The 22,712-nt window shown below is 26.2% G+C and carries 21 protein-coding genes; 20 read left to right on the plus strand and 1 reads right to left on the minus strand.

Annotation, left to right across the window (positions count from 1 at the left end; genetic code table 11):
* Positions 1 to 29: 29 nt before the first annotated feature.
* The 8 genes from CLTHE_RS01420 (at position 30) to CLTHE_RS01455 (ending at position 10,335) form a co-directional block, all read left to right on the plus strand.
* On the plus strand, positions 30 to 791 hold the full coding sequence (locus tag CLTHE_RS01420) for an EFR1 family ferrodoxin (RefSeq protein ID WP_080021666.1): 762 nt from the start codon (positions 30 to 32) through the stop codon (positions 789 to 791).
* Between the two features lie 375 nt (positions 792 to 1,166).
* Positions 1,167 to 3,755, plus strand: a complete 2,589-nt coding sequence (clpB, locus tag CLTHE_RS01425) for an ATP-dependent chaperone ClpB (protein ID WP_080021667.1) — start codon at positions 1,167 to 1,169, stop codon at positions 3,753 to 3,755.
* A 205-nt stretch (positions 3,756 to 3,960) separates the two neighbouring features.
* Positions 3,961 to 5,121 (plus strand): cation:proton antiporter, encoded by a 1,161-nt coding sequence (locus tag CLTHE_RS01430; protein ID WP_080021668.1) that lies wholly within the window; start codon positions 3,961 to 3,963, stop codon positions 5,119 to 5,121.
* A gap of 220 nt (positions 5,122 to 5,341) precedes the next feature.
* A complete protein-coding gene (locus CLTHE_RS01435; RefSeq protein ID WP_080021669.1) occupies positions 5,342 to 5,770 on the plus strand; it encodes an ATP-binding cassette domain-containing protein in 429 nt (142 codons plus the stop codon).
* 64 nt (positions 5,771 to 5,834) lie between these two features.
* Positions 5,835 to 6,128 carry an ABC transporter ATP-binding protein gene (locus tag CLTHE_RS01440; protein ID WP_242945604.1) on the plus strand — a complete coding sequence of 98 codons (294 nt, stop codon included), beginning with the start codon at positions 5,835 to 5,837 and terminating at the stop codon, positions 6,126 to 6,128.
* A gap of 97 nt (positions 6,129 to 6,225) precedes the next feature.
* On the plus strand, positions 6,226 to 8,172 hold the full coding sequence (locus CLTHE_RS01445; protein WP_080021671.1) for an elongation factor G: 1,947 nt from the start codon (positions 6,226 to 6,228) through the stop codon (positions 8,170 to 8,172).
* A gap of 98 nt (positions 8,173 to 8,270) precedes the next feature.
* A complete protein-coding gene (locus tag CLTHE_RS01450; protein ID WP_080021672.1) occupies positions 8,271 to 8,933 on the plus strand; it encodes a response regulator transcription factor in 663 nt (220 codons plus the stop codon).
* Positions 8,923 to 10,335, plus strand: coding sequence for a sensor histidine kinase (locus CLTHE_RS01455; protein WP_158082638.1), 1,413 nt, complete (start codon positions 8,923 to 8,925; stop codon positions 10,333 to 10,335). Before CLTHE_RS01450 ends, CLTHE_RS01455 begins: the two co-directional genes overlap by 11 nt.
* A gap of 36 nt (positions 10,336 to 10,371) precedes the next feature.
* Here the strand turns inward: CLTHE_RS01455 and CLTHE_RS01460 are convergent, their stop codons facing one another.
* Positions 10,372 to 10,998 (minus strand): lysoplasmalogenase, encoded by a 627-nt coding sequence (locus CLTHE_RS01460; protein WP_080021674.1) that lies wholly within the window; start codon positions 10,996 to 10,998, stop codon positions 10,372 to 10,374.
* Positions 10,999 to 11,193: 195 nt separating this feature from the next.
* Between CLTHE_RS01460 and CLTHE_RS01465 the strand changes: the two genes are divergently transcribed.
* The 12 genes from CLTHE_RS01465 to CLTHE_RS01520 all read left to right on the plus strand — a co-directional run.
* The gene (locus CLTHE_RS01465; RefSeq protein WP_080021675.1) at positions 11,194 to 12,642 is read left to right on the plus strand and encodes an ABC transporter permease; all 1,449 of its coding nucleotides are present in this window, start codon (positions 11,194 to 11,196) and stop codon (positions 12,640 to 12,642) included.
* Entirely contained in the window at positions 12,635 to 13,321 is a 687-nt protein-coding gene (locus CLTHE_RS01470; RefSeq protein ID WP_080021676.1) for an ABC transporter ATP-binding protein, read from the plus strand. Before CLTHE_RS01465 ends, CLTHE_RS01470 begins: the two co-directional genes overlap by 8 nt.
* Before the next feature lie 217 nt (positions 13,322 to 13,538).
* Positions 13,539 to 14,222 carry a sensor histidine kinase gene (locus CLTHE_RS01475; protein WP_158082639.1) on the plus strand — a complete coding sequence of 228 codons (684 nt, stop codon included), beginning with the start codon at positions 13,539 to 13,541 and terminating at the stop codon, positions 14,220 to 14,222.
* 127 nt (positions 14,223 to 14,349) lie between these two features.
* Positions 14,350 to 14,907: a lytic transglycosylase domain-containing protein gene (locus CLTHE_RS01480; RefSeq protein ID WP_080021678.1), complete on the plus strand. Its 558-nt coding sequence runs from the start codon at positions 14,350 to 14,352 to the stop codon at positions 14,905 to 14,907.
* Between the two features lie 357 nt (positions 14,908 to 15,264).
* Complete coding sequence (locus CLTHE_RS01485; protein ID WP_080021679.1) at positions 15,265 to 15,840, plus strand: NUDIX hydrolase; 576 nt, start codon at positions 15,265 to 15,267, stop codon at positions 15,838 to 15,840.
* 104 nt (positions 15,841 to 15,944) lie between these two features.
* Positions 15,945 to 18,098, plus strand: coding sequence for a DNA helicase RecQ (gene recQ, locus CLTHE_RS01490; RefSeq protein ID WP_080021680.1), 2,154 nt, complete (start codon positions 15,945 to 15,947; stop codon positions 18,096 to 18,098).
* A gap of 73 nt (positions 18,099 to 18,171) precedes the next feature.
* Positions 18,172 to 19,449 carry an L-cysteine desulfidase family protein gene (locus CLTHE_RS01495; protein ID WP_080021681.1) on the plus strand — a complete coding sequence of 426 codons (1,278 nt, stop codon included), beginning with the start codon at positions 18,172 to 18,174 and terminating at the stop codon, positions 19,447 to 19,449.
* Between the two features lie 165 nt (positions 19,450 to 19,614).
* Complete coding sequence (locus CLTHE_RS01500) at positions 19,615 to 20,232, plus strand: NUDIX hydrolase (protein ID WP_080021682.1); 618 nt, start codon at positions 19,615 to 19,617, stop codon at positions 20,230 to 20,232.
* 11 nt (positions 20,233 to 20,243) lie between these two features.
* Positions 20,244 to 21,110: a radical SAM protein gene (locus tag CLTHE_RS01505; protein ID WP_080021683.1), complete on the plus strand. Its 867-nt coding sequence runs from the start codon at positions 20,244 to 20,246 to the stop codon at positions 21,108 to 21,110.
* Positions 21,111 to 21,249: 139 nt separating this feature from the next.
* Positions 21,250 to 21,552, plus strand: a complete 303-nt coding sequence (locus CLTHE_RS01510) for an urease subunit gamma (protein WP_080021684.1) — start codon at positions 21,250 to 21,252, stop codon at positions 21,550 to 21,552.
* Between the two features lie 17 nt (positions 21,553 to 21,569).
* Positions 21,570 to 21,893: an urease subunit beta gene (ureB, locus tag CLTHE_RS01515; protein WP_080021685.1), complete on the plus strand. Its 324-nt coding sequence runs from the start codon at positions 21,570 to 21,572 to the stop codon at positions 21,891 to 21,893.
* Positions 21,893 to 22,712: urease subunit alpha (locus CLTHE_RS01520; protein ID WP_143324011.1), on the plus strand; the 820-nt coding region annotated here is incomplete at its 3' end. The genes ureB and CLTHE_RS01520, both read left to right, overlap by 1 nt.

Here is a 22,712-nt window from a genome sequence, read left to right on the forward strand (position 1 = left end):
ATAATAGGATATTAAAAGAGGTGTTTTAAATGGGAAAAATATTTTATTTTACTTCAACAGGTAATTCATTATATGTAAGTAAAAAAATAAAAGAAAAAATAGATGTAGATTTAGTATCGATTCCAAAAATAAAAGATGAAAAAGTAGTAGTTAATGAAGATATGATAGGAATAATTTTTCCACTACATTGCTTTAGTATTCCAGAGATTGTTGAAAACTTTATAAAGAAGTTAGATATAAAGGGAAATCCTTATATTTTCGCTGTCCAAGTTACTGGGGGCGGAAGTTCTAATAATGGCTTCTTTACAATAGATAAAATATTAAAAAGTAAAGGACTTAAATTAAATAATTTTACTGAAATAAAATATATATCTAATTATACGAGAGCAGGAAAAAATCCAACAGAAGAAAGAGCAAAAGAGGCAATTAAAAGAGAAGAAGAAAAGTTAAATCAATTTATAGAAGATTTAATTGATAGAAAAGAAAAGAATAAAGCAGTAAATAAACAAGCTTTAAGTATGTTTATACATAATATGTGGAGATATAAATATAAAAATAAAGATAAACATTTTAATGTTAATTCTAATTGTATTTCTTGTTCTATGTGCAAAAAAATATGTCCAGTTGAAAATATAGAGTTAGAAGATGGAAAACCAGTATGGAAAGGTAAATGTATAGACTGCATGGCTTGTATAAATATATGTCCTAAAAAAGCCATAAATATAGGAACAAAAACAGAAAAGAAAAATAGATATAAAAATCCATATATAAATCCAAATGAATTAATTTAAAATATATGATTTAATATTTTTAATAAGTTTTATTTTAAAGAATAAGTATTACTTATAAAAAAAGAATAAGTAATTTTATTATGAGAAGTATATCATATATAAAGAGAATAGCTTTTAGAAAAACAGCATTTAATATGCTGTTTTTTTATAAAAAAATTTATTTAAAATTATATATAATAAGAAAAGTATTTTTAGGAAAAAATAAAAAAAGTTAAAGGTAAAAAAATAAGAAAAACTTAGAAAATAGAAGAAATAATGTGATAAATTAAATTAATGATAGATATTAAAAACAAAAAAGAAAAACTTTCTTTGACTTTCTTTGACCTTTGATTTAATATATAAACAAGATAAGAAACAAGTAAGAGGTGAATGGATATGAACGTAGAAAAAATGACATTAAGAGTACAACAAGCTTTAAATGAAGCAAATGGAATTGCTATAAGATATAAAAGTCCACAAATAGATACAATTCATCTTTTCAGTTCTTTATTGGAACAACAAGATGGATTAATTCCAAATATTTTCACTAAAATGGGTGTAAATGTTAAGGGATTGCAAGATACAGTTACTAGAGAAATTCAAAATGGGCCAAAAGTAAGTGGAGAAGCTCAAGTTTATATAACAAGAAAAATAGAAGAAACTCTTGTAAAGGCAGAAGATTTTTCAAAGAAGTTTGAAGATTCATATATAAGTGTTGAACATTTAATGCTTGCAATGATGGAAGTAGATAAAAATGGTCCTGTAGGTCAAATTTTAAGAAATTCAGGAATAACAGAAGATAGATTTATGCAAGTATTAAAAGAAGTTCGTGGAAGTCAAAGAGTAGATACTCAAGACCCAGAAGGGACTTATGATGCTTTATCAAAATATGGTACAAATTTAAATGAACTTGTAAAAAGTCATAAGCTTGACCCTGTAATAGGTAGAGATGAAGAAATAAGAAGAGCTATTAGAATTCTTTCAAGAAGAACTAAAAATAACCCAGTATTAATTGGTGAACCTGGTGTTGGTAAAACAGCAATAGTTGAAGGGTTAGCACAAAGAATAGTTAATGGAGATGTTCCAGAAGGATTAAAAGATAAAACTATTTTCTCACTTGATATGGGTTCATTAATAGCAGGTGCAAAATATAGAGGGGAATTTGAAGAAAGATTAAAAGCTGTATTAAAAGAAGTACAAAGTAGTGAAGGTAAATTAATTCTTTTCATTGATGAAATTCATACAATAGTTGGTGCTGGTAAAACAGATGGTGCAATGGATGCAGGTAACTTAATAAAACCTCTTTTAGCAAGAGGAGAATTACACTGTATTGGTGCAACAACTTTTGATGAATACAGACAATATATAGAAAAGGATAAAGCTCTAGAAAGAAGATTCCAACCAGTAATAGTTGAAGAACCTTCAGTAGAAGATGCAATTTCAATTTTAAGAGGATTAAAAGAAAGATTTGAGATTCATCATGGAATTAGAATTCATGACCAAGCTATAGTTGCCGCAGTTAAATTATCAGATAGATATATTCAAGACAGATATTTACCAGATAAAGCAATTGACTTAATTGATGAAGCTGGAGCTATGATTAGATCAGAAATTGATTCTCTTCCAACAGAATTAGATACTGTTAGAAGAAAAGTATTCCAATTAGAAGCAGAAAAAGAAGCATTAAGTAAAGAAAATGATGAAAACTCTAAGAAGAGATTAGAAGCAATAGAAAAAGAACTTGCAGAGTTTAAAGAAAAAAATGATGAAATGACTGCTAAATATGAAAAAGAAAAAGAAGCAATAACAGCAGTTAGAAATATTAAAGAGCAAATTGATAAAGCTAAAGGAGATTTAGAACAATATCAAAGAGCTTATGATTATAATAAAGTTGCTGAAATTCAATATAGTTTAATTCCAAAACTAGAAGAAGAAATGAAAGAAAAAGAAGCTTTATTAAAACAACAATCAGAAAACTCACTTTTAAAAGAAGAAGTAACTGAAGAAGAAGTTTCTGAAGTTTTATCAAGATGGACAGGAATTCCAACTTCTAAACTTTTAGAAGGAGAAAAAGAAAAATTATTAAAACTTGACAAAGAATTAGAAGAAAGAGTAATTGGTCAAGAAGAAGCTGTTAAATCTGTTTCAAGTGCAATTTTAAGAGCAAGAGCAGGATTAAAAGATATAAATAAACCAATTGGGTCATTTATATTCTTAGGACCAACAGGAGTTGGTAAAACAGAGCTTGCAAAAACTTTAGCAAGAAGTCTTTTTGATACAGAAGATAATATGATTAGAATAGATATGTCTGAATATATGGAAAAACATGCTGTATCAAGATTAGTTGGGCCTCCTCCAGGATATGTTGGATATGAAGAAGGAGGACAATTAACAGAAGCTGTTAGAAGAAATCCTTATTCAGTAGTGTTATTTGATGAAATTGAAAAAGCACATCCAGATGTATTTAATATGTTCCTTCAAATATTAGATGATGGAAGACTTACAGATAATAAAGGTAAAACTGTAGATTTTAAAAATACAATAATTATAATGACTTCAAATATAGGTTCTGCAAATCTTCTTGAAAATGATGTTAAAGATGGTATAAATGAAGAAATTCGTTCAAGAGTAATGGATGAAATGAAAATGAGATTTAAACCAGAATTCTTAAATAGAGTTGATGACATTATAATGTTTAAACCATTAAATGAAGAAGGAATTGAAAGAATTATTGATATCTTCATTAAAGAAGTATCAAATAGATTAATAGATAGAAACATTCATTTAGAAATAACTGAAGAAGCTAAAAAAGTTTTAGCAAAAGAAGGTTATGATCCAATCTATGGTGCAAGACCATTAAAAAGATATATCCAAAATACAATTGAAAATATTTTAGCAAGAAAAATAATTAAAGGCGAAATAGGTTATGGTATGACAGCAGTTGTAGATATGGATGGAGAAGAATTAGTTGTAAAAGGAAAATAAAAATAAAAGCCTTACAATTTATGTAGGGCTTTTATTTTTTAATACATAAATTATAGAAAAAATGTAAAAAATATTTCTGCAAAACATATTTTTATTTAATAAATAGTTAATAAAATGAAAAAAATAAAAATATATCTTAAACTATGATACAGTTAAAAATGAGTAAATAAATTATAAAAAGCACAAAAGATGAGAGGAGAGTAAAATGTCATATAAATTTTTACTAGATCTAGCATTAATTTTATTAAGCACTAAAGCGTTGGGGCTATTATCAAAAAAGTTTAACTTACCTCAAGTAGTAGGTGCACTTTTAGCTGGAATATTACTTGGACCAGCACTTTTAAATATATTACATGAAACAGATTTCATACATAGTTTAGCAGAGCTTGGAGTAATTATATTAATGTTTACTGCAGGTCTTGAAGCTGATGTTAAAGAATTAAAAAAGACTGGAAAAGCTGCAACTATAATTGCTATTTTAGGAGTATTTATACCACTTATAGGTGGATTTTTAGTAGCAAAAGCATTTAATACAGGAACTGGAACAAAAGCTTTAATGGAAAATATATTTATGGGAGTTATATTAACAGCAACTTCAGTAAGTATAACAGTTGAAACATTAAAAGAACTTGGAAAACTTAGTACAAAAGCAGGTAATACAATATTAGGAGCTGCTCTTATTGATGATATTTTAGGAATAATAATACTAACAGTAGTAACAAGTCTTTCAGATGCAACTGTTAACGTATATATTGTATTAGGTAAAATTGTTGCCTTCTTTGTAATTTCTATAATAGTAGGAATAATATTAAAAAAGTTATTCTTAAAGTGGATAGGAAGACACGATCAAGACTTAAGAAGATTTGTAATAGGAGCTTTCGTAGTTTGTCTTTTATTCTCTTATTGTGCAGAGCACTTCTTTGGAGTTGCAGATATAACAGGAGCTTTTATAGCAGGACTTATAATGGCAGGAACTGATAGAACACATTATATAAATACAAGATTTGAAACTCTTTCATATATGTTTTTATCTCCAATATTTTTTGCTAGTATAGGGATTCAAGTAACACTTGGAGAGATGAATGGAAAATTAATTTTACTTACAATAGTATTATTAATAGTGGCAATATTAACTAAAGTAATTGGATGTTTAATTGGAGCAAAAATATGTAGATATACAACTAGAGAGGCTCTTCAAATTGGAACAGGAATGGTTTCTAGAGGAGAAGTTGCACTTATAGTAGCAAATAAAGGAATAATGGCAGGACTTGTTACTTCGGCAATGCTTGCACCAATAGTAATAATGGTTGTTGTAACTACCGTAATTACTCCAATATTCCTTGAAATGGTATTTAAAGAAAAATAAAATATTAAAGTTTTAAAATAAATATTTTAAAATTGAAAAACTTAAGAGTAAAGGGCATTAACAAATTATTTTGTTGATGCTCTTTTTTATATGCATTTTTTATTTCAATGAAACAAAGTAGAAATAAAATTATATGAAATTAAAAATAACTTTATTCAAAATTAAAAAATATTGCATAAATGAATATAGTATTTAATAAATATTTTAAAGGAGTTCTATAATGTTAGAAATAAAAGATTTATTTATAGATATAGAAAGTAATAATGGAACAGTAAATGCGGTTATAGGAGTATCTTTAAATGTTAAGAGAAAAGAATTATTAGCTATAGTTGGAGAGTCTGGGTGTGGAAAATTTATACTTTGTAGAAGTATAATAAAGCTTTTACCTAAAGGTGCAAATATAAAAAGTGGAGAAATTATTGTTAATGGAAAACATGTAGAAAATATGAGTGAGAAAGAGGCTTATAATTTTAGGGGAAAAGATGTTGGAGTAATTTTTCAAAATTCAATGACTTCATTAAATCCAACAATAACTATAGGTAATCAAATCGCAGAAGCTTTACTTGTTCATAAAAATATAAGCAAAAAAGAAGCAATAGAAGAAGCAATAACATTAATGGAGTTAGTAGGAATAGATTATCCAAGGTAAATATTTAATATATGAATATTCTGGAGGACAAAGGCAGAGAATTAGTATAGCAAGAGCTCTTACAATGAATCCAAAATTTATTATTGCTGATGAACCCATAGCTTCATTAGATGTTTCTATGCAAGCTCAAATAGTAAATCTTTTTAAAAAACTAAAAAAAGAAGAAAAGTTAACTTGTCTTTTTATTGCCCATGATTTATCTATGGTTAGATATATTAGTGATAGAATTGGAGTTATGAATAAAGGAAAACTCGTAGAGGTAGGAAAAACAGAAGATATATATAATAATCCAAAGGAAGAGTATACAAAACTTTTAATTAATTCTATTCCTAAAATAAAAAAAATTAATAGAGCGTAAATTTAAAGTTGTCTAATTCTAGAATAGGTAGAAATAAGGCAACTTTTTTTGAAATTATGTATAATTAACTTAAACATAAATTGATTAGGAGAAGAAAATGAAGAAGACAATAGGTGTGTTTGCTCATGTAGATGGTGGAAAAACAACATTTTCAGAGAGCTTACTTTATAATACAAATACAATTAGAAATAAAGGAAGAGTAGACCATAAGGATACTTTTTTAGATAGCCATTCAGTAGAAAAGGAAAGAGGAATAACAGTATTTTCAGATATAGGAATTTTTAATTATAAAGATAATAAATATTTTTTAGTAGATACTCCAGGACATGTAGACTTTTCTCCAGAAATGGAAAGAGCAATTAGTGTTTTAGATTACGCTATATTAATAGTTAGTGCAGTTGAATTAGTTCAAGGACATACAGAAACTATATGGGAGCTTTTAAAAAAATATAATGTTCCAACCTTTATATTTATAAATAAAATAGATAGAGTTGGCGCAAATATAGAAGAAGCTATAAAAGATATTCAAATGAAATTAACGAAAGATGGTCTTTATATTGAAAATTCAATAAAAGAATTAAAGGAAGATGATATAGAGTTTATTGCAGAGAGAGATGAGACTCTTTTAGAAGAATATTTAAACGGAGAATTAGAAGAAGATAAAATTATAGATGCTATTAAAAAAGAAATAAAAGAAAGAAAAGCATTTTTAATTTATAAAGGTTCAGCTCTTTTAGATGATGGTATAAAAGAATTTTTAGATGACTTTGATTTTTTAACTTATACAAAGAGAGAAGAAGGAGAATTTAAAGGAAGAGTATTTAAAATAAGATATGATGAAAAAGGAAATAGAGTAACTTTTATAAAAGCTTTATCAGGAAAAATAAAAACTAAAGAAGAGATTAAATTTAAAGTAAATGGAGAAGAAAAAAGAGAAAAAATTAATGAAATAAGAGAATATAATGGTCAAAAATATAAATTAATAAATTCAGCAGAACAAGGAGATATTTTTGGAATTGTTGGAGTACAAGACCTAACGGCAGGAGATTCTATAGGATTTGATGAAAAATTAAATTTAAATACGACACCAGCATTAATGGTAAAAGTAATTTATGATAAAGCATTAAATCATACTGAAGTATTGAAAATTTTTAAAACTCTAGAAAGTGAAGATAGTAGTTTAAATGTTTTATGGAATGAAGAAATAAAAGAATTATCTATAAGTATAATGGGAAAAGTTCAATTAGAAGTTCTAGAGGGAATTTTAAAAGAAAGATTTAATTTAAAAGTAGAATTTGATAAACCAGAAATAATGTATAAAGAAACTATAGAAGGAACAGCTTTAGGTTGTGGGCATTTTGAACCATTAGGACACTATAGTGAAGTTCATTTAAAATTAGAAGAAGGAAAAAGAGGAAGTGGAATAGTATTTTTTAATGAATGTCATGCTGACCATTTAACAACAGGAAATCAAAATTTAATAAAGACACATATTTTTGAAAGAGAACATAAAGGAATTTTAACAGGAAGCCCAATAACAGATATGAAAATAACTCTTTTGACAGGTAGAGCTCATAATAAGCATACAAGTGGAGGAGATTTTAGAGAAGCTACAAAAAGAGCTTTAAGACAAGGATTAGAAATGGGAAAACCTAGACTTTTAGAGCCATATTATTCTTTTAATATATCAATAAATGTTGAACATCTAGGAAGAGTTTTATCAGATATACAAAAGATGAATGGAAATTTTGAAGACCCAGAAAATTTAAATTCAGAAATAGTTAGAATAAAAGGAAGAGGGCCAGTAAAAACTTTTATGGAATACCCTTTAGAATTTGTAAGTTTTACAAGAGGAAAAGGAAGTTTAAATTTAATTTTTGATGGATATGATTTTTGTCATGATGAAGAAAGAGTTATAGAGGAAAAAGGATATGATAAAAATGCTGATATAGAATACACTAGTACTTCAATATTTTGTTCAAAAGGACAATCGTATCTTGTAGAAGGAAAAAATGCGAGAGAGTATATGCATTGCTTAAAATAATAATATTTTTGTTAAAGTGAATTCTATGTGAAGTTTAATTGATTTTTTTATATTGATGATAAAATAAAATAAGTAAATTTTATAGGAGAACAAGTGAAATGAAAAAAGTTTTAGTAGTAGAAGATGATTTGAAAATTAGAGAACTTGTAGAGGAGTTTTTAAAAGCTGAAGGATATTTTGTAAGAGGAGCTAGTGATGGATTAGAAGGTTATTCTGTATTTAGAGAAGAAGAATTTGATTTAGTAATAACAGATATTATGATGCCAAGAATGGATGGATACGCATTAACTAACCTTATTAGAGAAGAATCAGATGTGCCTATAGTTATGCTTACAGCTCTAAATGATGAGGAAGACCAAATAAGAGCTTTTGATGAAAAAGTAGATGATTTTATTTCTAAACCATTTTCTTTTGCACTTTTAATAAAAAGGGTTGAAGCAATATTAAGAAGATGTTCAAGAGAAACTGGAGAAAGTTCTTCGCTTCAATTTGAAAATATAATTTTAAATGAAGATACTTATAAAGCTCTTGTAGATGGTGAAGATATAGAGCTAACATTAAAAGAATTTAATATATTAAAATTACTTATTTTAAATTTTCCAACAGTTTTAAAAAGAGAAGTTTTAATGGATAAAATATGGGGGTATGATTATTATGGTGATATGAGAGTTATAGATGCACATATAAAAAATTTAAGAAAAAAAATAAGGTACGATTACATAAAAACTGTAAAGGGTGTAGGTTATGTACTTGAAAAATAAATGGGAAAGTATAGGAATAAAAAAGAAGCTTTTCATAATATCAACTGGAATTGTTGTTGCAACTTCCATACTTATTTATGCAGCTTTATTTATTTTATTTCCCAGAATATATCTTCATACAAAAATATCTAATATAAAATCAGATACAGATGTTCTTATTACTAAAATGGGTGAAGATCCAAATTTTAATTATCAACAAGGAATAAATGAATATGCATATCAAAATGGTGCTATTGCAGCTCTTTTAGATTTTAAAGGAAATGTAATATATACTCCAAATAAATTTGAGAGAAATATGATAAGAAATCGTGAAATGGAAGGCGAGCATAATAGAGATATTTTTAGAGAGCAAAAAACTGATTATGAATTTGCTATAAGTGTATATGTAAAAAGTTTAAATAAAAATTGTATTTTAAAAGTTAATATGCCTCTTAGATTTAAAGATGATATAAATAGAGTTATAATAATTATTTTTCCTATAATAGTTCTTATAACTATAGCTCTAGGTGTATTTTCTGTATTAGTATATAGTTCAGTAATAAGTAATCCACTTTTAAGTATAAACAGAGTTGCAAGAGATATAGCTCAATTAAAATTTGACAATAAATTAAGGCCAGAAGGTAATGATGAGTTTGCAGAACTTTCTAATAGTATAAATCTTATAAGTGAAAATTTAGAAAAAAATATATCTATGCTTGAAAAGGCAAATGAAAAACTTAGAAAAGATATAGAAAGAGAAAAAGAAATAGATAGAAAGAGAAGAGACTTTATAAATGCAATTTCTCATGAATTAAAAACACCTATAACTGTTATAAGTGGGCAAGTAGAAGGGATGATTTATAATATAGGTCCTTATAAAAATAGAGATAAATATTTAAAGGAAACTTTAGAAAGTGTAAATGAACTTAATTCTCTAGCACACGAAATAATAAGTTTAGCAAAAATTGAAGAAGGTGTTGGGATTCAGCTTGAAAATAAATCTATAAATGAGCTAGTAAAAGAAGTCTTAAGTGGATATGAGTATTTCGTAGAAAAAGAAAAACTAGATATAAGTTTAAATGAAAAAAATCAAATATTTAGAGAAATAGATAAGGGGATAGTAAAAAAAATACTTTCAAATTTAATTGGGAATGCTGTTAAATATAGCAAAAGTTATATAGAAATAAATATATATGAAAATATTATAGAAATAAAAAATGACGTAATAGAATGCATAGATGAAAAAGATATTGAAGAAATATTTGCACCTTTTTATAGAGGAGACAAATCAAGAAATAAAAAGAAACCAGGAACAGGATTGGGATTATATATAGTAAAATCATTAATACAGGCACATGGTGGAATGAGTTATTCAGTAAAATGTGAAGATAATATTTTTGAGTTTAGGTTAAATATGGAATAGAAAAATAAAGGTAGGCTAAAAGCTTACCTTTATTTTTTAGTACAAACTATAAGACAATAAGAATTGTGCCATTATATAAGTAATCATTATAAAAAAAGAATCTCTTTTAAAAGAGCCTTTAAATGTGCTTATTGAAAGTATAGAATCAGATAATACAAATAAAATTGCACCTAACATAGCTATAAGTGGTAAACTGGTTGTATTTGTTAAAAAATAAAAAATTGATAAGCAAAGCATAGTTGCTATTATAGAAATATACATTATTACAGGTGTTTTAAAACTTCCTAAGTAATTTTTTATTTTATTATATACAAAATAAGAAATTAAAATTGGAATTAATAATGAAAATAGATAAATAAAATAAAAATTTTTAAAATTAATATTTTTAAATAATTCAACTATATAAAAAATGTGACCAATTAAAAAAGATAGTAATCCCATAATAAAAAATTTAGAATTTTTAGATTTTATAAGAAAAACATCTCCTAGAAATCCAAAAAATAAAGCTAAAATTATTATTGTATTTATGTCTTTGCCATTAAATAAAAAATTAAAAATTAATATAGGCATTAATAAAGGTTTAGTAATATTTCTTAATTTAGTAATTTCTTTATAACAAGAAATTACATGAAGTATTGATATTATTAAAAATAAAATTATCAAAGTCAAATCTCCTTACATATATGAGTTTTATATTATAGATATATGTTTAAAATAAAATTTTTAATTAAATAACTAAAAATAATTTTCATCTAAAATTCAGATTACATTCAGTATAATTACATATTAGTTTCAAAGTAAATACAGGCAAGCTAGTTAATATATATTTGTAGCTTAAAAAGAGAAAGGGGAATTTGGATGAATTTTTTATCAAGAGCTTTTCTAAGTACAAAAGAAAACTTAGGTAAAACAGCTCTTTTGTTTTTAGTAATGACAACGATATGTGTTTTTGTATTATCAGGAATATCAATACAACAAGCAACAGATCAAGCAAGTAACTTAGCAAGAGAAAAATTAGGTGCAACAGTAACACTTCAACCTAATATGCAAAAACTTAGAGAGGATATGAAAGAAAAGGGTGATGGTAGATTTCAAATAAAAAATATTTCTATTCCAATGAGTGTTGTAGATCAAATTTTAAAATTAAATAATATAGTTGGATATAATTTAACTACTACAGCAACAGGAATAGCAGATGGATTTGAGCCTATAACAAGTTCAGAAAGTTCTAGTAATTCAGATGAACAAGCACCTCCATTTAGAGAAAATAATCAAAAGAAAATGGGAAATTTAAAGATAAATGGAGTATTAGAACAAAGTTTAACTTCAGAAGCTGAAAATGGAACTATAAAATTAGTTGAAGGTAGCGGAATAACAAAAGAAAATTTAAATCAAAATGTTGGAGTAATATCACAGACACTTGCAAGTGCAGATAGTTTAAAAGTTGGAGATACAATAAAAATAAAATCACCAATAACTAATGAAGTATATTCAATAAAAATACAAGGGATATATGAGACAACAGAAGAAATAAGTGAAATGGCAGTAAGAAATGAAGCTATGAATCCTTATAATGCAATTTATGTACCATATACATTTGCTAATGAAATGAAAGGTAGTGATTATAAAGATTCAGTAGATCAAGCAACATTTACATTAAATGATCCATTAAATGTAGATTCATTTTTAGAATCAGCTAAAAAGCTTAATATTGATTTTGACACATATATGCTTAATGCAAATAACAGAGCTTATGAAACTATGATTGGGCCTATAAATAATGTAAGTTCATTTGCTAAAACTACTGTTTTAATAGTAAGTATAGCAGGAGCTATTATAATGTCTTTAATAATAATACTTACTATAAAAGGTAGAAGAAGTGAAATTGGAATACTTTTATCTTTAGGAGAGAGAAAAGGAAAAATAATATCGCAGTTTTTAGTTGAAATGCTAATAGTTCTTATAATTTCACTAGGAGTTTCAGGTGGAATTGGAAATGTTGTTAGTAATAGTATAGGAAACTCATTAGTACAAAAAGAAATTGCTGTAAATGCAGAAAATCAATCACAAAATGGATTTGGTGGAGGACGTTTTGATAATTTTGAAGGAGGCCCTAGAGGGCATGAAGGTTTAAATAATGAAAAAGTAGATGCTCAGCCAATTAGTTCATTGAATGTAAATGTAAGTGGAAAAGATTTCTTAGATATGTCACTTATAGCAATACTTATAGTAATAATTTCAATAGGAATTCCAAGTGTAGGTATAATGAGACTTCAGCCAAAGGAGATATTGAGTAGACATGATTAATGAAAAGATAGAAGAAAATATTTTAGAACTAAAAAATGTTAAATATTTTTATAATAAAGATAGTATTATATTAGATGATGTAAATGTGTCATTTGAAAAGGGAAACTTTTATACTATATTTGGTCCATCAGGAAGTGGAAAAACAACTCTTTTATCTTTAATTTGTGGATTAGATAAAATAAAAGATGGAGAAATAATTTATAATGGAAAAAATTTGGATAAAATAGGACTTAGTAAATATAGAAGAGAATATGTGTCAATAATTTTCCAATCATATAATTTAATAACTTATATGACTGCACTTCAAAATGTTATATTAGGAATAGAAGTTAAAGGAGTTAAATGTAAAGATAAAAAAGATTTAGCAGTTAAGATGTTAAAAAGAGTTGGACTTACAGAAGAACAAATAAATCAAAAAGTTCTTACTTTAAGTGGGGGACAACAACAAAGAGTAGCTATTGCAAGAGCTTTAGTTAGCAGAACAGATCTTATAATAGCAGATGAACCAACAGGAAATTTAGATGAAAAAACATCTAATGAAATAATAAAACTATTCAAAAATATAGTAAAAGAAGAAAATAAGTGTCTTTTGATGGTTACTCATAATAATGATATTGCAAAAGAAGCAGATAAATCTTATATTTTAAAAGATAAAAAAATAAAAGAGATTACCCAATAAAATTTAATATATAAACTACAAAATAAGAGCTTAGAATAAAAGCTCTTATTTTTTATTATTTATTTAAAAAAATATGATATATAATAATTTTAAGTAATTAAAATGATAAATTATACTTAAAAGCTTATTTCTGTAACATGGAGGTAATAATTTAATGGCATAATATTAAATAATGAAAGGAGATGAACTTTTTAAATTGACTATAAAATTAAAAAAAATGAGTAAAAGCTTTAAAGTAAAGCACAGGAGATTAAAAAATAAAGAATTTATTTCTAACATGCAAGAAGACATAAAAACTCCATTAACTTTAATAAAGTCATATACAACTAGCATTAAAGAAGGATTAGAAGGTGGAACATTTGAAAATATAATAGCTGAAGAAATGGATAACACTTCAAAGATTTTAGAAAACTTTATAGATCTTTCTAAAATCCAAATATCTGAAACTAAAAAAGAATTATTTTATATAGGAGAATTTTTAGATAGAGTTTTAGAAAAACTTAAATCTCAAATAGAGAGCAACGGATTAACATTAATAAAAAATTATAATGGGTTAGAAGATGAAGCTGTTTTAGCAGATAAAGGACAGCTAGAAATATGTGTACATAATATTATACTTAATAGTATAAAGTATGATAATGATAATTACATAAAGATAGAATTAAATAAAATTAAAGATAAGACTATACTAAGTGTAAAAGAAAGATGCAAAAACTTATCAGAAATTGATTTATTAAAACATTCTTGGAAAAGATTTAATATATTTGAGAAAATAAAAACTAAATATTCATCAAAGTCTGATATGGAATTAGCTATAGTTAAAGAAATTTTGAAAAAAAATAAATTAGAATATGGTATAAGTCTAAATAATAAAGAGGTAGAATTTTACATAGAATTTTAGAGAAAAGTCATAAGAAATTATGACTTTTTTCTTTTTATAAAAAGGAATAAAATTATTCTTTCTAGAATATATGTAATAAGTAAAATTTACGAAATTAAAAGGGATAGGATAAAAGAGAGGGGATATTATGAAAAAATTAATTATAGCATTATTAATTATAATTTTAGGAGTAAGTCTATTTAAATTAGGATTTATTATAAATAAAAAAGTAGAGCTTAATAGATATCCATATAAGTATAGTGAGGAGGTAAATCATTATAGTAGAGAATATGACCTTGATCCATTGTTTGTTCTTTCAGTAATAAAAGTGGAAAGTAATTTTAATCCTGATGCTACTTCAAATAGTGGGGCAATTGGGCCTATGCAAATAACTGAAGAGACAGGTAGAGATATCGCAAAGCATTTAGGAAATGAAAATTTTAATCCAAAAGATTTATATAATCCAGAGATAAATATAGAAATGGGTTGTTGGTATTTAAATGATTTATTTAAAGAATTTCAAAATAGAGATTTAGTTCTTGCGGCTTATAACGGAGGAAGAGGAAATGTTCAAAATTGGCTTGTTGACTCTAGATATTCATCAAATGGTGAATTAATAAACATTCCTTTTAAGGAAACACAAGACTATGTAAAAAAGGTTAATAATGATTTAGAGGTTTATTCAAGAATATATAGTAATAAATAAAAAAATATAAAACTTCATATAGAATTCACATAGAATTCTCCATAGCTACAGATAGATATATTATTATAAAGATGTTGAAAATTTAAAGAGCCAAAATGTAATAATTAATTTTTCTTAGTCTTCCAATCAAAAATTAATATAAATTTTATATGAGAAAAGTTAATCAAAAATTCCATTAGAATATTTAAGCCACACTTATTCTGATGGAATTTTTTGTATTTATATAAGTAAATTAGTATGAGATAGGATAAAATATTTATTCTAATTTATTTTATAAATAATTGTTATTAATAAAAGTGGTTAAAATATTTTAATTGATTTAAACTTATATATAATAAAAACTTTAGGAGGGAGAATATGAATTATATAGATTCAATTAAAAATTATAAACCTATAAATGAACAAGAAGAAAAAGATAAAGAATTATTTTTATTTTGCATAGATAAATTTGATGATATTCTAACTAGAAAAAATGTAGTTGCGCATTTAACAAGTTCTGCCTTTGTAGTTAATAAAGATAGGACAAAAACATTAATGATATATCATAATATATATGATACTTGGGCTTGGACAGGTGGACATATGGATGGAATGGATGATTTAATATATGTTGCTAAAAAAGAATTAATGGAAGAGACAGGTGTTAAAAATCCAATTTTAATAACTGATGAAATAATGGCATTAGATTCTATAACCGTTAATGGACATATAAAGCGTGGAAAATATGTTTCTTCTCATCTGCATTTAAACGCAGCATTTCTTTTTGAATGTGATGAAAATGAAGAATTAATAGTAAAAGAAGATGAAAATAGTGGAGTAAGATGGATAGATATAGATAAGATTGATTCATATGTTTCTCCTAATGATAAGCATGTATTAGAAATTTATAAAAAGATTTTAAGGAAAGCAAATATAATAAATAATTTCAATTAAAAGGACAAGGTTAATTTCTTAATTAACCTGTCTTTTTTTATGGTAAAATGATTAATAGAGATTAAAATGGATAGAATTATAAAAAAATTTTAAGGAGCGATTTTTTGAATAATATAATAGAAATTTTAAATAAATATTATGGATATAAAAGCTTTAGAAAAGGTCAAGAAGAAATAATAAATAATATAATAAATGGAAATGATGTACTGGCTATAATGCCAACAGGTGGAGGAAAATCAATATGTTATCAAGTTCCAGCTATAGCTATGGATGGACTTACAATAGTTATTTCACCTCTTATTTCACTTATGAAAGACCAAGTTGATTCTTTAAATTCTCTTGGGATAGATAGTGCATATATTAATTCAAGTTTATCTAATATAGAAATTCAAGAAGTATATTTTAGATTGAATACAGGTGATATAAAAATACTTTATGTTGCTCCTGAAAGATTAGAAGGAGTAGAGTTTTTAAATATAATAAAATCTTTAAAAGTAAGTCAAATAGCAGTTGATGAAGCACATTGTGTTTCTCAATGGGGACATGATTTTAGAAGTAGTTATAAAAGAATTTATAATTTTATAGAAGCTCTTCCTAAAAGACCTGTTGTAACTGCATTTACTGCAACAGCTACAAAAGAAGTTAGAGAAGATATATTAGAAAGTCTAAAATTAAGAGATGCTAAAATATTTATATCAGGATTTGATAGAGAAAATTTAAAAATAACTGTTGAAAGAGGAATAAGTAAAAATATATATATTTTAGATTATATAGAGGAGAATAAAGGCGAATCAGGACTTATTTATTGCTCTACTAGAAAAGAAGTTGATAAACTTTGTGATTTACTTAAAGCAAATGGAATAAATGCATTAAGTTATCATGCAGGGCTTTCTGATATGGAGAGAAAGAAAAATCAAGAAGATTTTATTTATGATAAAGTTGATGTTATGATTGCAACTAATGCTTTTGGAATGGGAATAGATAAACCTAATATACGATATGTTATTCATTACAATATGCCTAAGAATATAGAAGGATATTACCAAGAGATAGGTAGAGCAGGAAGAGATGGAGAAAAATCTGAATGTATACTTCTTTTCTCTCCAGGAGATGTTCAAACACAAAAATATATTATAGAAACAGGAACAACTAATCCATTTAGAAAAAGAAATGAACTAGAAAAATTACAAAGTATGATTGATTTAGTTTATTCAAATGGATGTTATAAAAAATATATATTAAATTATTTTGGAGAAGAAAGAGAAGAAGATTGTAATAACTGTAGTAATTGTCTTTTTGATGGAGAACTTATAGATAAAACTATAGATGCCCAAAAAGTAATTTCTTGTGTTTATAGAATGAAGAGACCTTTTGGAATTGGAGTTATAGTAGAAGTTTTAAGAGGTTCAAAAAATAAAAAGCTTATAGAACAAGGATTAGATAAGCTTACTACTTATGGGATAGTTAAAGATTACACAAAAGATGAGCTAAAAGATTTTATAAATACTCTTATATCTCATGGATATATAAATTACGGAGGAGAATTTCCTGTAGTTACTCCAAATAAAAATTCATTAAAAGTAGTTAAGGGAGAAGAAAAAGTATACTTTAAAGAAGCGAGAAAAGTTAAAAAGATTACTACTGATAATGATTTATTTGGTTTATTAAGAGGATTAAGAATGTACTTAGCAGGAGAAGAAGGAATCCCACCATATATGGTATTTGGAGATAATACATTAAAAGAAATGAGCACAAGAATGCCATTAACAAAAGAGCAACTTTTAGATATAAGTGGTGTAGGTGAAAAGAAAGTAGAAAAATATGGTGAAAAGTTTATAGAAAAAATAAAAGAATATGTAGATGAAAAAAATATAAAAGTAGATTTTAAATTTGAAAATGATATAAAATTACCAAAAGCAACAGAGAAAAAGAAAAGAAGAACTACTGAAAAAGAAAAATCTTATGAAATTTCTATAAGAATGCTTAGAGAGGGAAAATCTTTAAAAGAAGTTTCAAAAGAAAGAGGCAGTACAATAGGTACAATTTCAACTCATATTCAAACATTCTTAGGAGAAGGAAAAAATATAGATTTTAATATAAGCTTTGAAGGTTTATTTACAGATGAAGAAGAAAAAGAGATTTTAGAAGCTGGAGAAAAAGTTGGATTTAGTAAGCTTACTCCAATAAAAGAGATTGTGAACAAAGATATTTCATATGATAAAATAAAATTAGTTATTTTAAAAAGAAGTTTAGAATAAATCAATTTAAAAATAAGTTATAATAAAGGTGTTTTAATAAATTAATAGAAAGACTAGAAAGAGGAATTTACGTATGATTAAAGATTCAATGTACAAAGATTATCTAAAAATATTAGAAGAAGAATTAGTTCCAGCAATGGGATGTACAGAACCGATTGCAATAGCATACGCAAGTGCAAAAGCGAGAGAAGTCTTAGGTGAAATGCCAGAAAAAATTGAAGTTTTTTGTAGTGGGAATATTATAAAAAATGCAAAATGTGTTACTGTTCCTAATACAGGAAATCTTATAGGAATAAAAGCAAGTGCAATAATAGGAGTTTTAGCAGGAAAAGCAGATAGAGAATTAGAAGTTATAAATGAAGTTGATGAAGAGAGCATAGAAAAGGCAAAGAAGTTAGTAGAAGGAGACTATTGCAGAGTAAAAGTTTTAGATACTGAAATACAATTACATTTAATTGTAAAAGCATTTAGTGGAAATTCTATTAGCGAAGTTGAAATAAAATATGCTCATAATAATATATCTAGAATAACTAAAGATGGAAAAGACTTAGTCAATGTAGTTGAGGATAAGGATAAATATTTAGGTGTATTTGTAGATAGAAGAATATTAAGTGTTGAAAAAATATATGAATTTGCTAATACAGTTGATTTAGAAGATGTAAAAGAACTTTTAGATAAACAAATAGAATATAATATATCTATTGCAGAAGAAGGGCTTAAAGGTGCATATGGAATAGGTATAGGAAAAGTAATTTTAGAAAGTTATCCAAATACTATTGAAACAAAACTTAAAGCTTATGCAGCTGCTGCATCAGAAGCTAGAATGAGTGGAAGTTCATTGCCTGTTATGACAAACTCAGGGTCAGGAAATCAAGGTATGACTTCTTCAATTCCAGTTATAGTTTATTGTAAAGAAAATGGATTAACAGAAGAGCAATTATATAGAGGTCTTGTTTTTGCAAATCTTATGACAATACATCAGAAAACTGGAATAGGAAGATTATCAGCTTTTTGTGGAGCAGTAAGTGCAGGATGTGCTAGTGGAGCAGCTATAACTTATTTAAAAGGTGGAAGCTTAGAACAAATAAATAAAACTGTAACTAATACTCTTGCTAATATATCAGGAATAGTTTGTGATGGTGCAAAAGCTTCTTGTGCAGCAAAAATAGCAACAAGTCTTGATGCAGCAATGATGAGTCATTATTTAGCAATGGCAAATCAAGCTTATAATCCATTAACAGGAATTCTTAAAGAAGATATAGAAAAAACTATAGGAGCAGTTGGAAGACTTGGAAAAGAAGGTATGAGAGATACTGATAGAGAAATATTAGAGATAATGTTAGAAGATTAAATAAGATAAATTATAAAATAGGACACTGACAAATTAAATTTAGTTAGTGTCTTATTTTTTATAGAGTTTTCATTTCTATAATTTATATATGAATTATAATTTTTGTAATAAATAAAAATGATTAAAGCATTACAATAAAGTAAAATAATGTTAGAGGTGAGTAATATGGAAAGTAAATGGTTAACATGGGCAAAAGAACTTCAAAGTATAGCACAAGCAGGAGAACATTATTCAAAGGATAAATTTGATATTGAAAGATTTAATAGAATAAGGGAAATATCTGTAGAGATATTAAATGAATATACAGATATAGATAATGAAAAAATAAGAGATTTATTTTGTAATGAAAAAGGCTATCAAACTCCAAAAGTAGATGTTCGTGGAGTAGTATTTAAAGATGGAAAAATACTTTTAGTACAAGAACAAATAGATAATAAATGGGCTCTTCCAGGAGGATGGGCAGAATATAATCTTTCCTTAAAAGAAAATGTTGAAAAAGAAATTTTTGAAGAGGCTGGAATTAAGGCAAAAGCAAAATCTATAATTGCAATTCATCAAAATTCTAAGCATTCAGAAAGACCTAGTGCTTATGGAGTTTATAAAGTTTTTATTTTATGTGAGTATATATCAGGAGAATTTATTGAAAATATTGAAACTTTAAAAAGTGGGTATTTCACATTAGAAAATTTACCAGAATTATCTTTAGGAAGAAATAATAGAAGTCAATTAGAAATGTGTTTTAATTGGATTTCAGAAGATAAAAGAGAAACACAATTTGATTAGGAGGAGTTTTTATGTATAATATGCCATTATATAGACCACCAAGTGAAGCTAATAGTCTTATAATTCAAGCTACTTTAGGATGTTCACATAATAAATGTTCATTTTGTAGTATGTATAAAGGAAAAAAGTTTACTATAAAACCACTAGAAAAAATAAAGGAAGAAATTTTAGAATTTAGAAGAATTGATTCTTATGTACAAAGAATATTTATAGCTGATGGAGATGCTCTTATAATTCCTATGAACGACTTAAGAGAATTGCTTAAATTTATAAAAAATACTTTCAAAGAATGTACTAGAGTAACTATGTATGCATCACCAAAATCAATAAGACTTAAAACAATAGATGAACTTATAGAACTTAAAAATTTAGGTCTAGAAATGGTTTATATGGGAATAGAAAGTGGAAATGAAGATATTTTAAAAGATATAAATAAAGGTGCTACAAGAGATGAAATAATTCAAGCTGGTAAAAAAATAAAAGAAAGTGGCATAAAACTTTCTGCAACAATTATTTCCGGAATAGGTGGAAAAGAAAAAACAGATATACATGCAAAAGATACAGGAAGTATTATAAGTATTATAAAACCTGATTATATTGGAGTATTATCTCTTATGGTAGAAAGAAATACCGAGATAGAAGGAAAAGTTAAAAATGGTGAATTAGAAATTTTGAGTAGCTTTGAAATTTTAAAAGAAATAAAAGAGATATTAAAAAATATAAATACAGATGAAAAAATTATTTTTAGAAGTAATCATGCATCTAATTATGTTAGCTTAAAAGGAACTTTGCCAATAGATAAAGGTAGATTAATTGAAGATATAAATTGGTGTATAGAAAATTCTTATATAAAAAATGAAAAGAATAGAAGCTTATAGTTAAACTTTGAGAAATATAATTTTATATTTCTCAAAGTTTTTTTTTTGATTAGAATAAAGTACAAAATTATTGGGAAAAGTATCTTTGTAATAATTATGGCAATATATTCAATATTTAAATTGTGAGGAGGAATAAGCTTTGAGAATTACAATGCGTGAACAAGAAAAATTAATGATTGTTGTTGCGGCTGAGGTAGCAAGAAGAAGAATGAAAAAAGGTCTTAAGCTAAATTATCCTGAATCAGTAGCACTAATCACAGATGAAATAATGGAAGGTGCTAGAGAAGGAAGAAGTGTTACAGATTTAATGGACGAAGGAAGAAAAATCTTAACAAGAGATCAAGTAATGGAAGGAATTCCAGAAATGATACATACAGTTCAAGTAGAAGTAACTTTCCCTGATGGAACTAAATTAGTTACTGTACATGATCCAATTCAATAATATAAGGAGGGTAAATTATGGTACCAGGAGAAGTAATTTTAGGTGAAGGAACTATAAAATATAATGAAGGAAAAGAGGCTATTCAATTAAAAGTTACAAATACTGCGGATAGACCAATACAAGTAGGTTCACATTTTCACTTTTTTGAAGTTAATAATGGATTAAAATTTGATAGAGAAAAATCTTATGGAAAGAGATTAGATATACCAGCTGGAACAGCAGTTAGATTTGAACCAGGTGATGAAAAAGAAGTTAATTTAATTGATATAGCAGGTGTTAGAAGAGTATATGGATTGAATAATAGAGTAGACGGATATTTAGATGAAGGGAGAAGAAAATAATGAGCTTTGAATTAGATAGAAAGCGTTATTCAGATTTATTTGGACCAACAGCTGGAGATAAAATAAGATTAGGAGATACAGATCTTTTTATAGAAATAGAAAAAGACTTAACTGTTTATGGAGATGAATGTAAGTTCGGTGGAGGAAAATCTCTAAGAGAAGGAATGGGAGAAAACTCTATTGAAACTAGAAAAAATCCTAAAGTAGTTGACTTAATAATTACAGGAGTTACAATTCTTGACTACACAGGAATTTATAAAGCTGATATAGGAATTAAAGATGGAAAAATATTAGCTATAGGAAAAGGTGGAAACCCATTAGGAATGGATGATGTAGATTTTATAGTTGGAGTTAGTACTGAAGCTTTAGCAGGAGAAGGATTAATCTTAACTGCTGGTGGAATTGATACACACGTACACTATATTAGCCCAGATTTAGTTAGAGTAGCATTAGAAGGTGGAATAACTACTGTAGTTGGTGGTGGAACTGGTCCAAATGATGGAACAAATGCTACAACTTGTACTCCAGGAGCTTGGAATATAGAAAGAATGATAGAATCTGCTGAAGCTTTACCAATAAATATTGGATTCTTAGGAAAAGGTAGTGGAGCTAATGTAGAAGTTAATGGAGAACAAATCGAAGCAGGAGCTTGTGGTTTAAAAGTTCACGAAGACTGGGGAGCTACAAAATCAGCAATAGATTATTCACTTAGAGCTGCTGATAAATATGATGTTCAAGTTTCAATCCACACTGATACTTTAAATGAAGCTGGATTTGTTGAGGATACTATTGATTCTATCCAAGGAAGAGTTATTCACA

The sequence above is a fragment of the Clostridium thermobutyricum DSM 4928 genome, from assembly GCF_002050515.1.
Taxonomy (GTDB): domain Bacteria; phylum Bacillota; class Clostridia; order Clostridiales; family Clostridiaceae; genus Clostridium; species Clostridium thermobutyricum.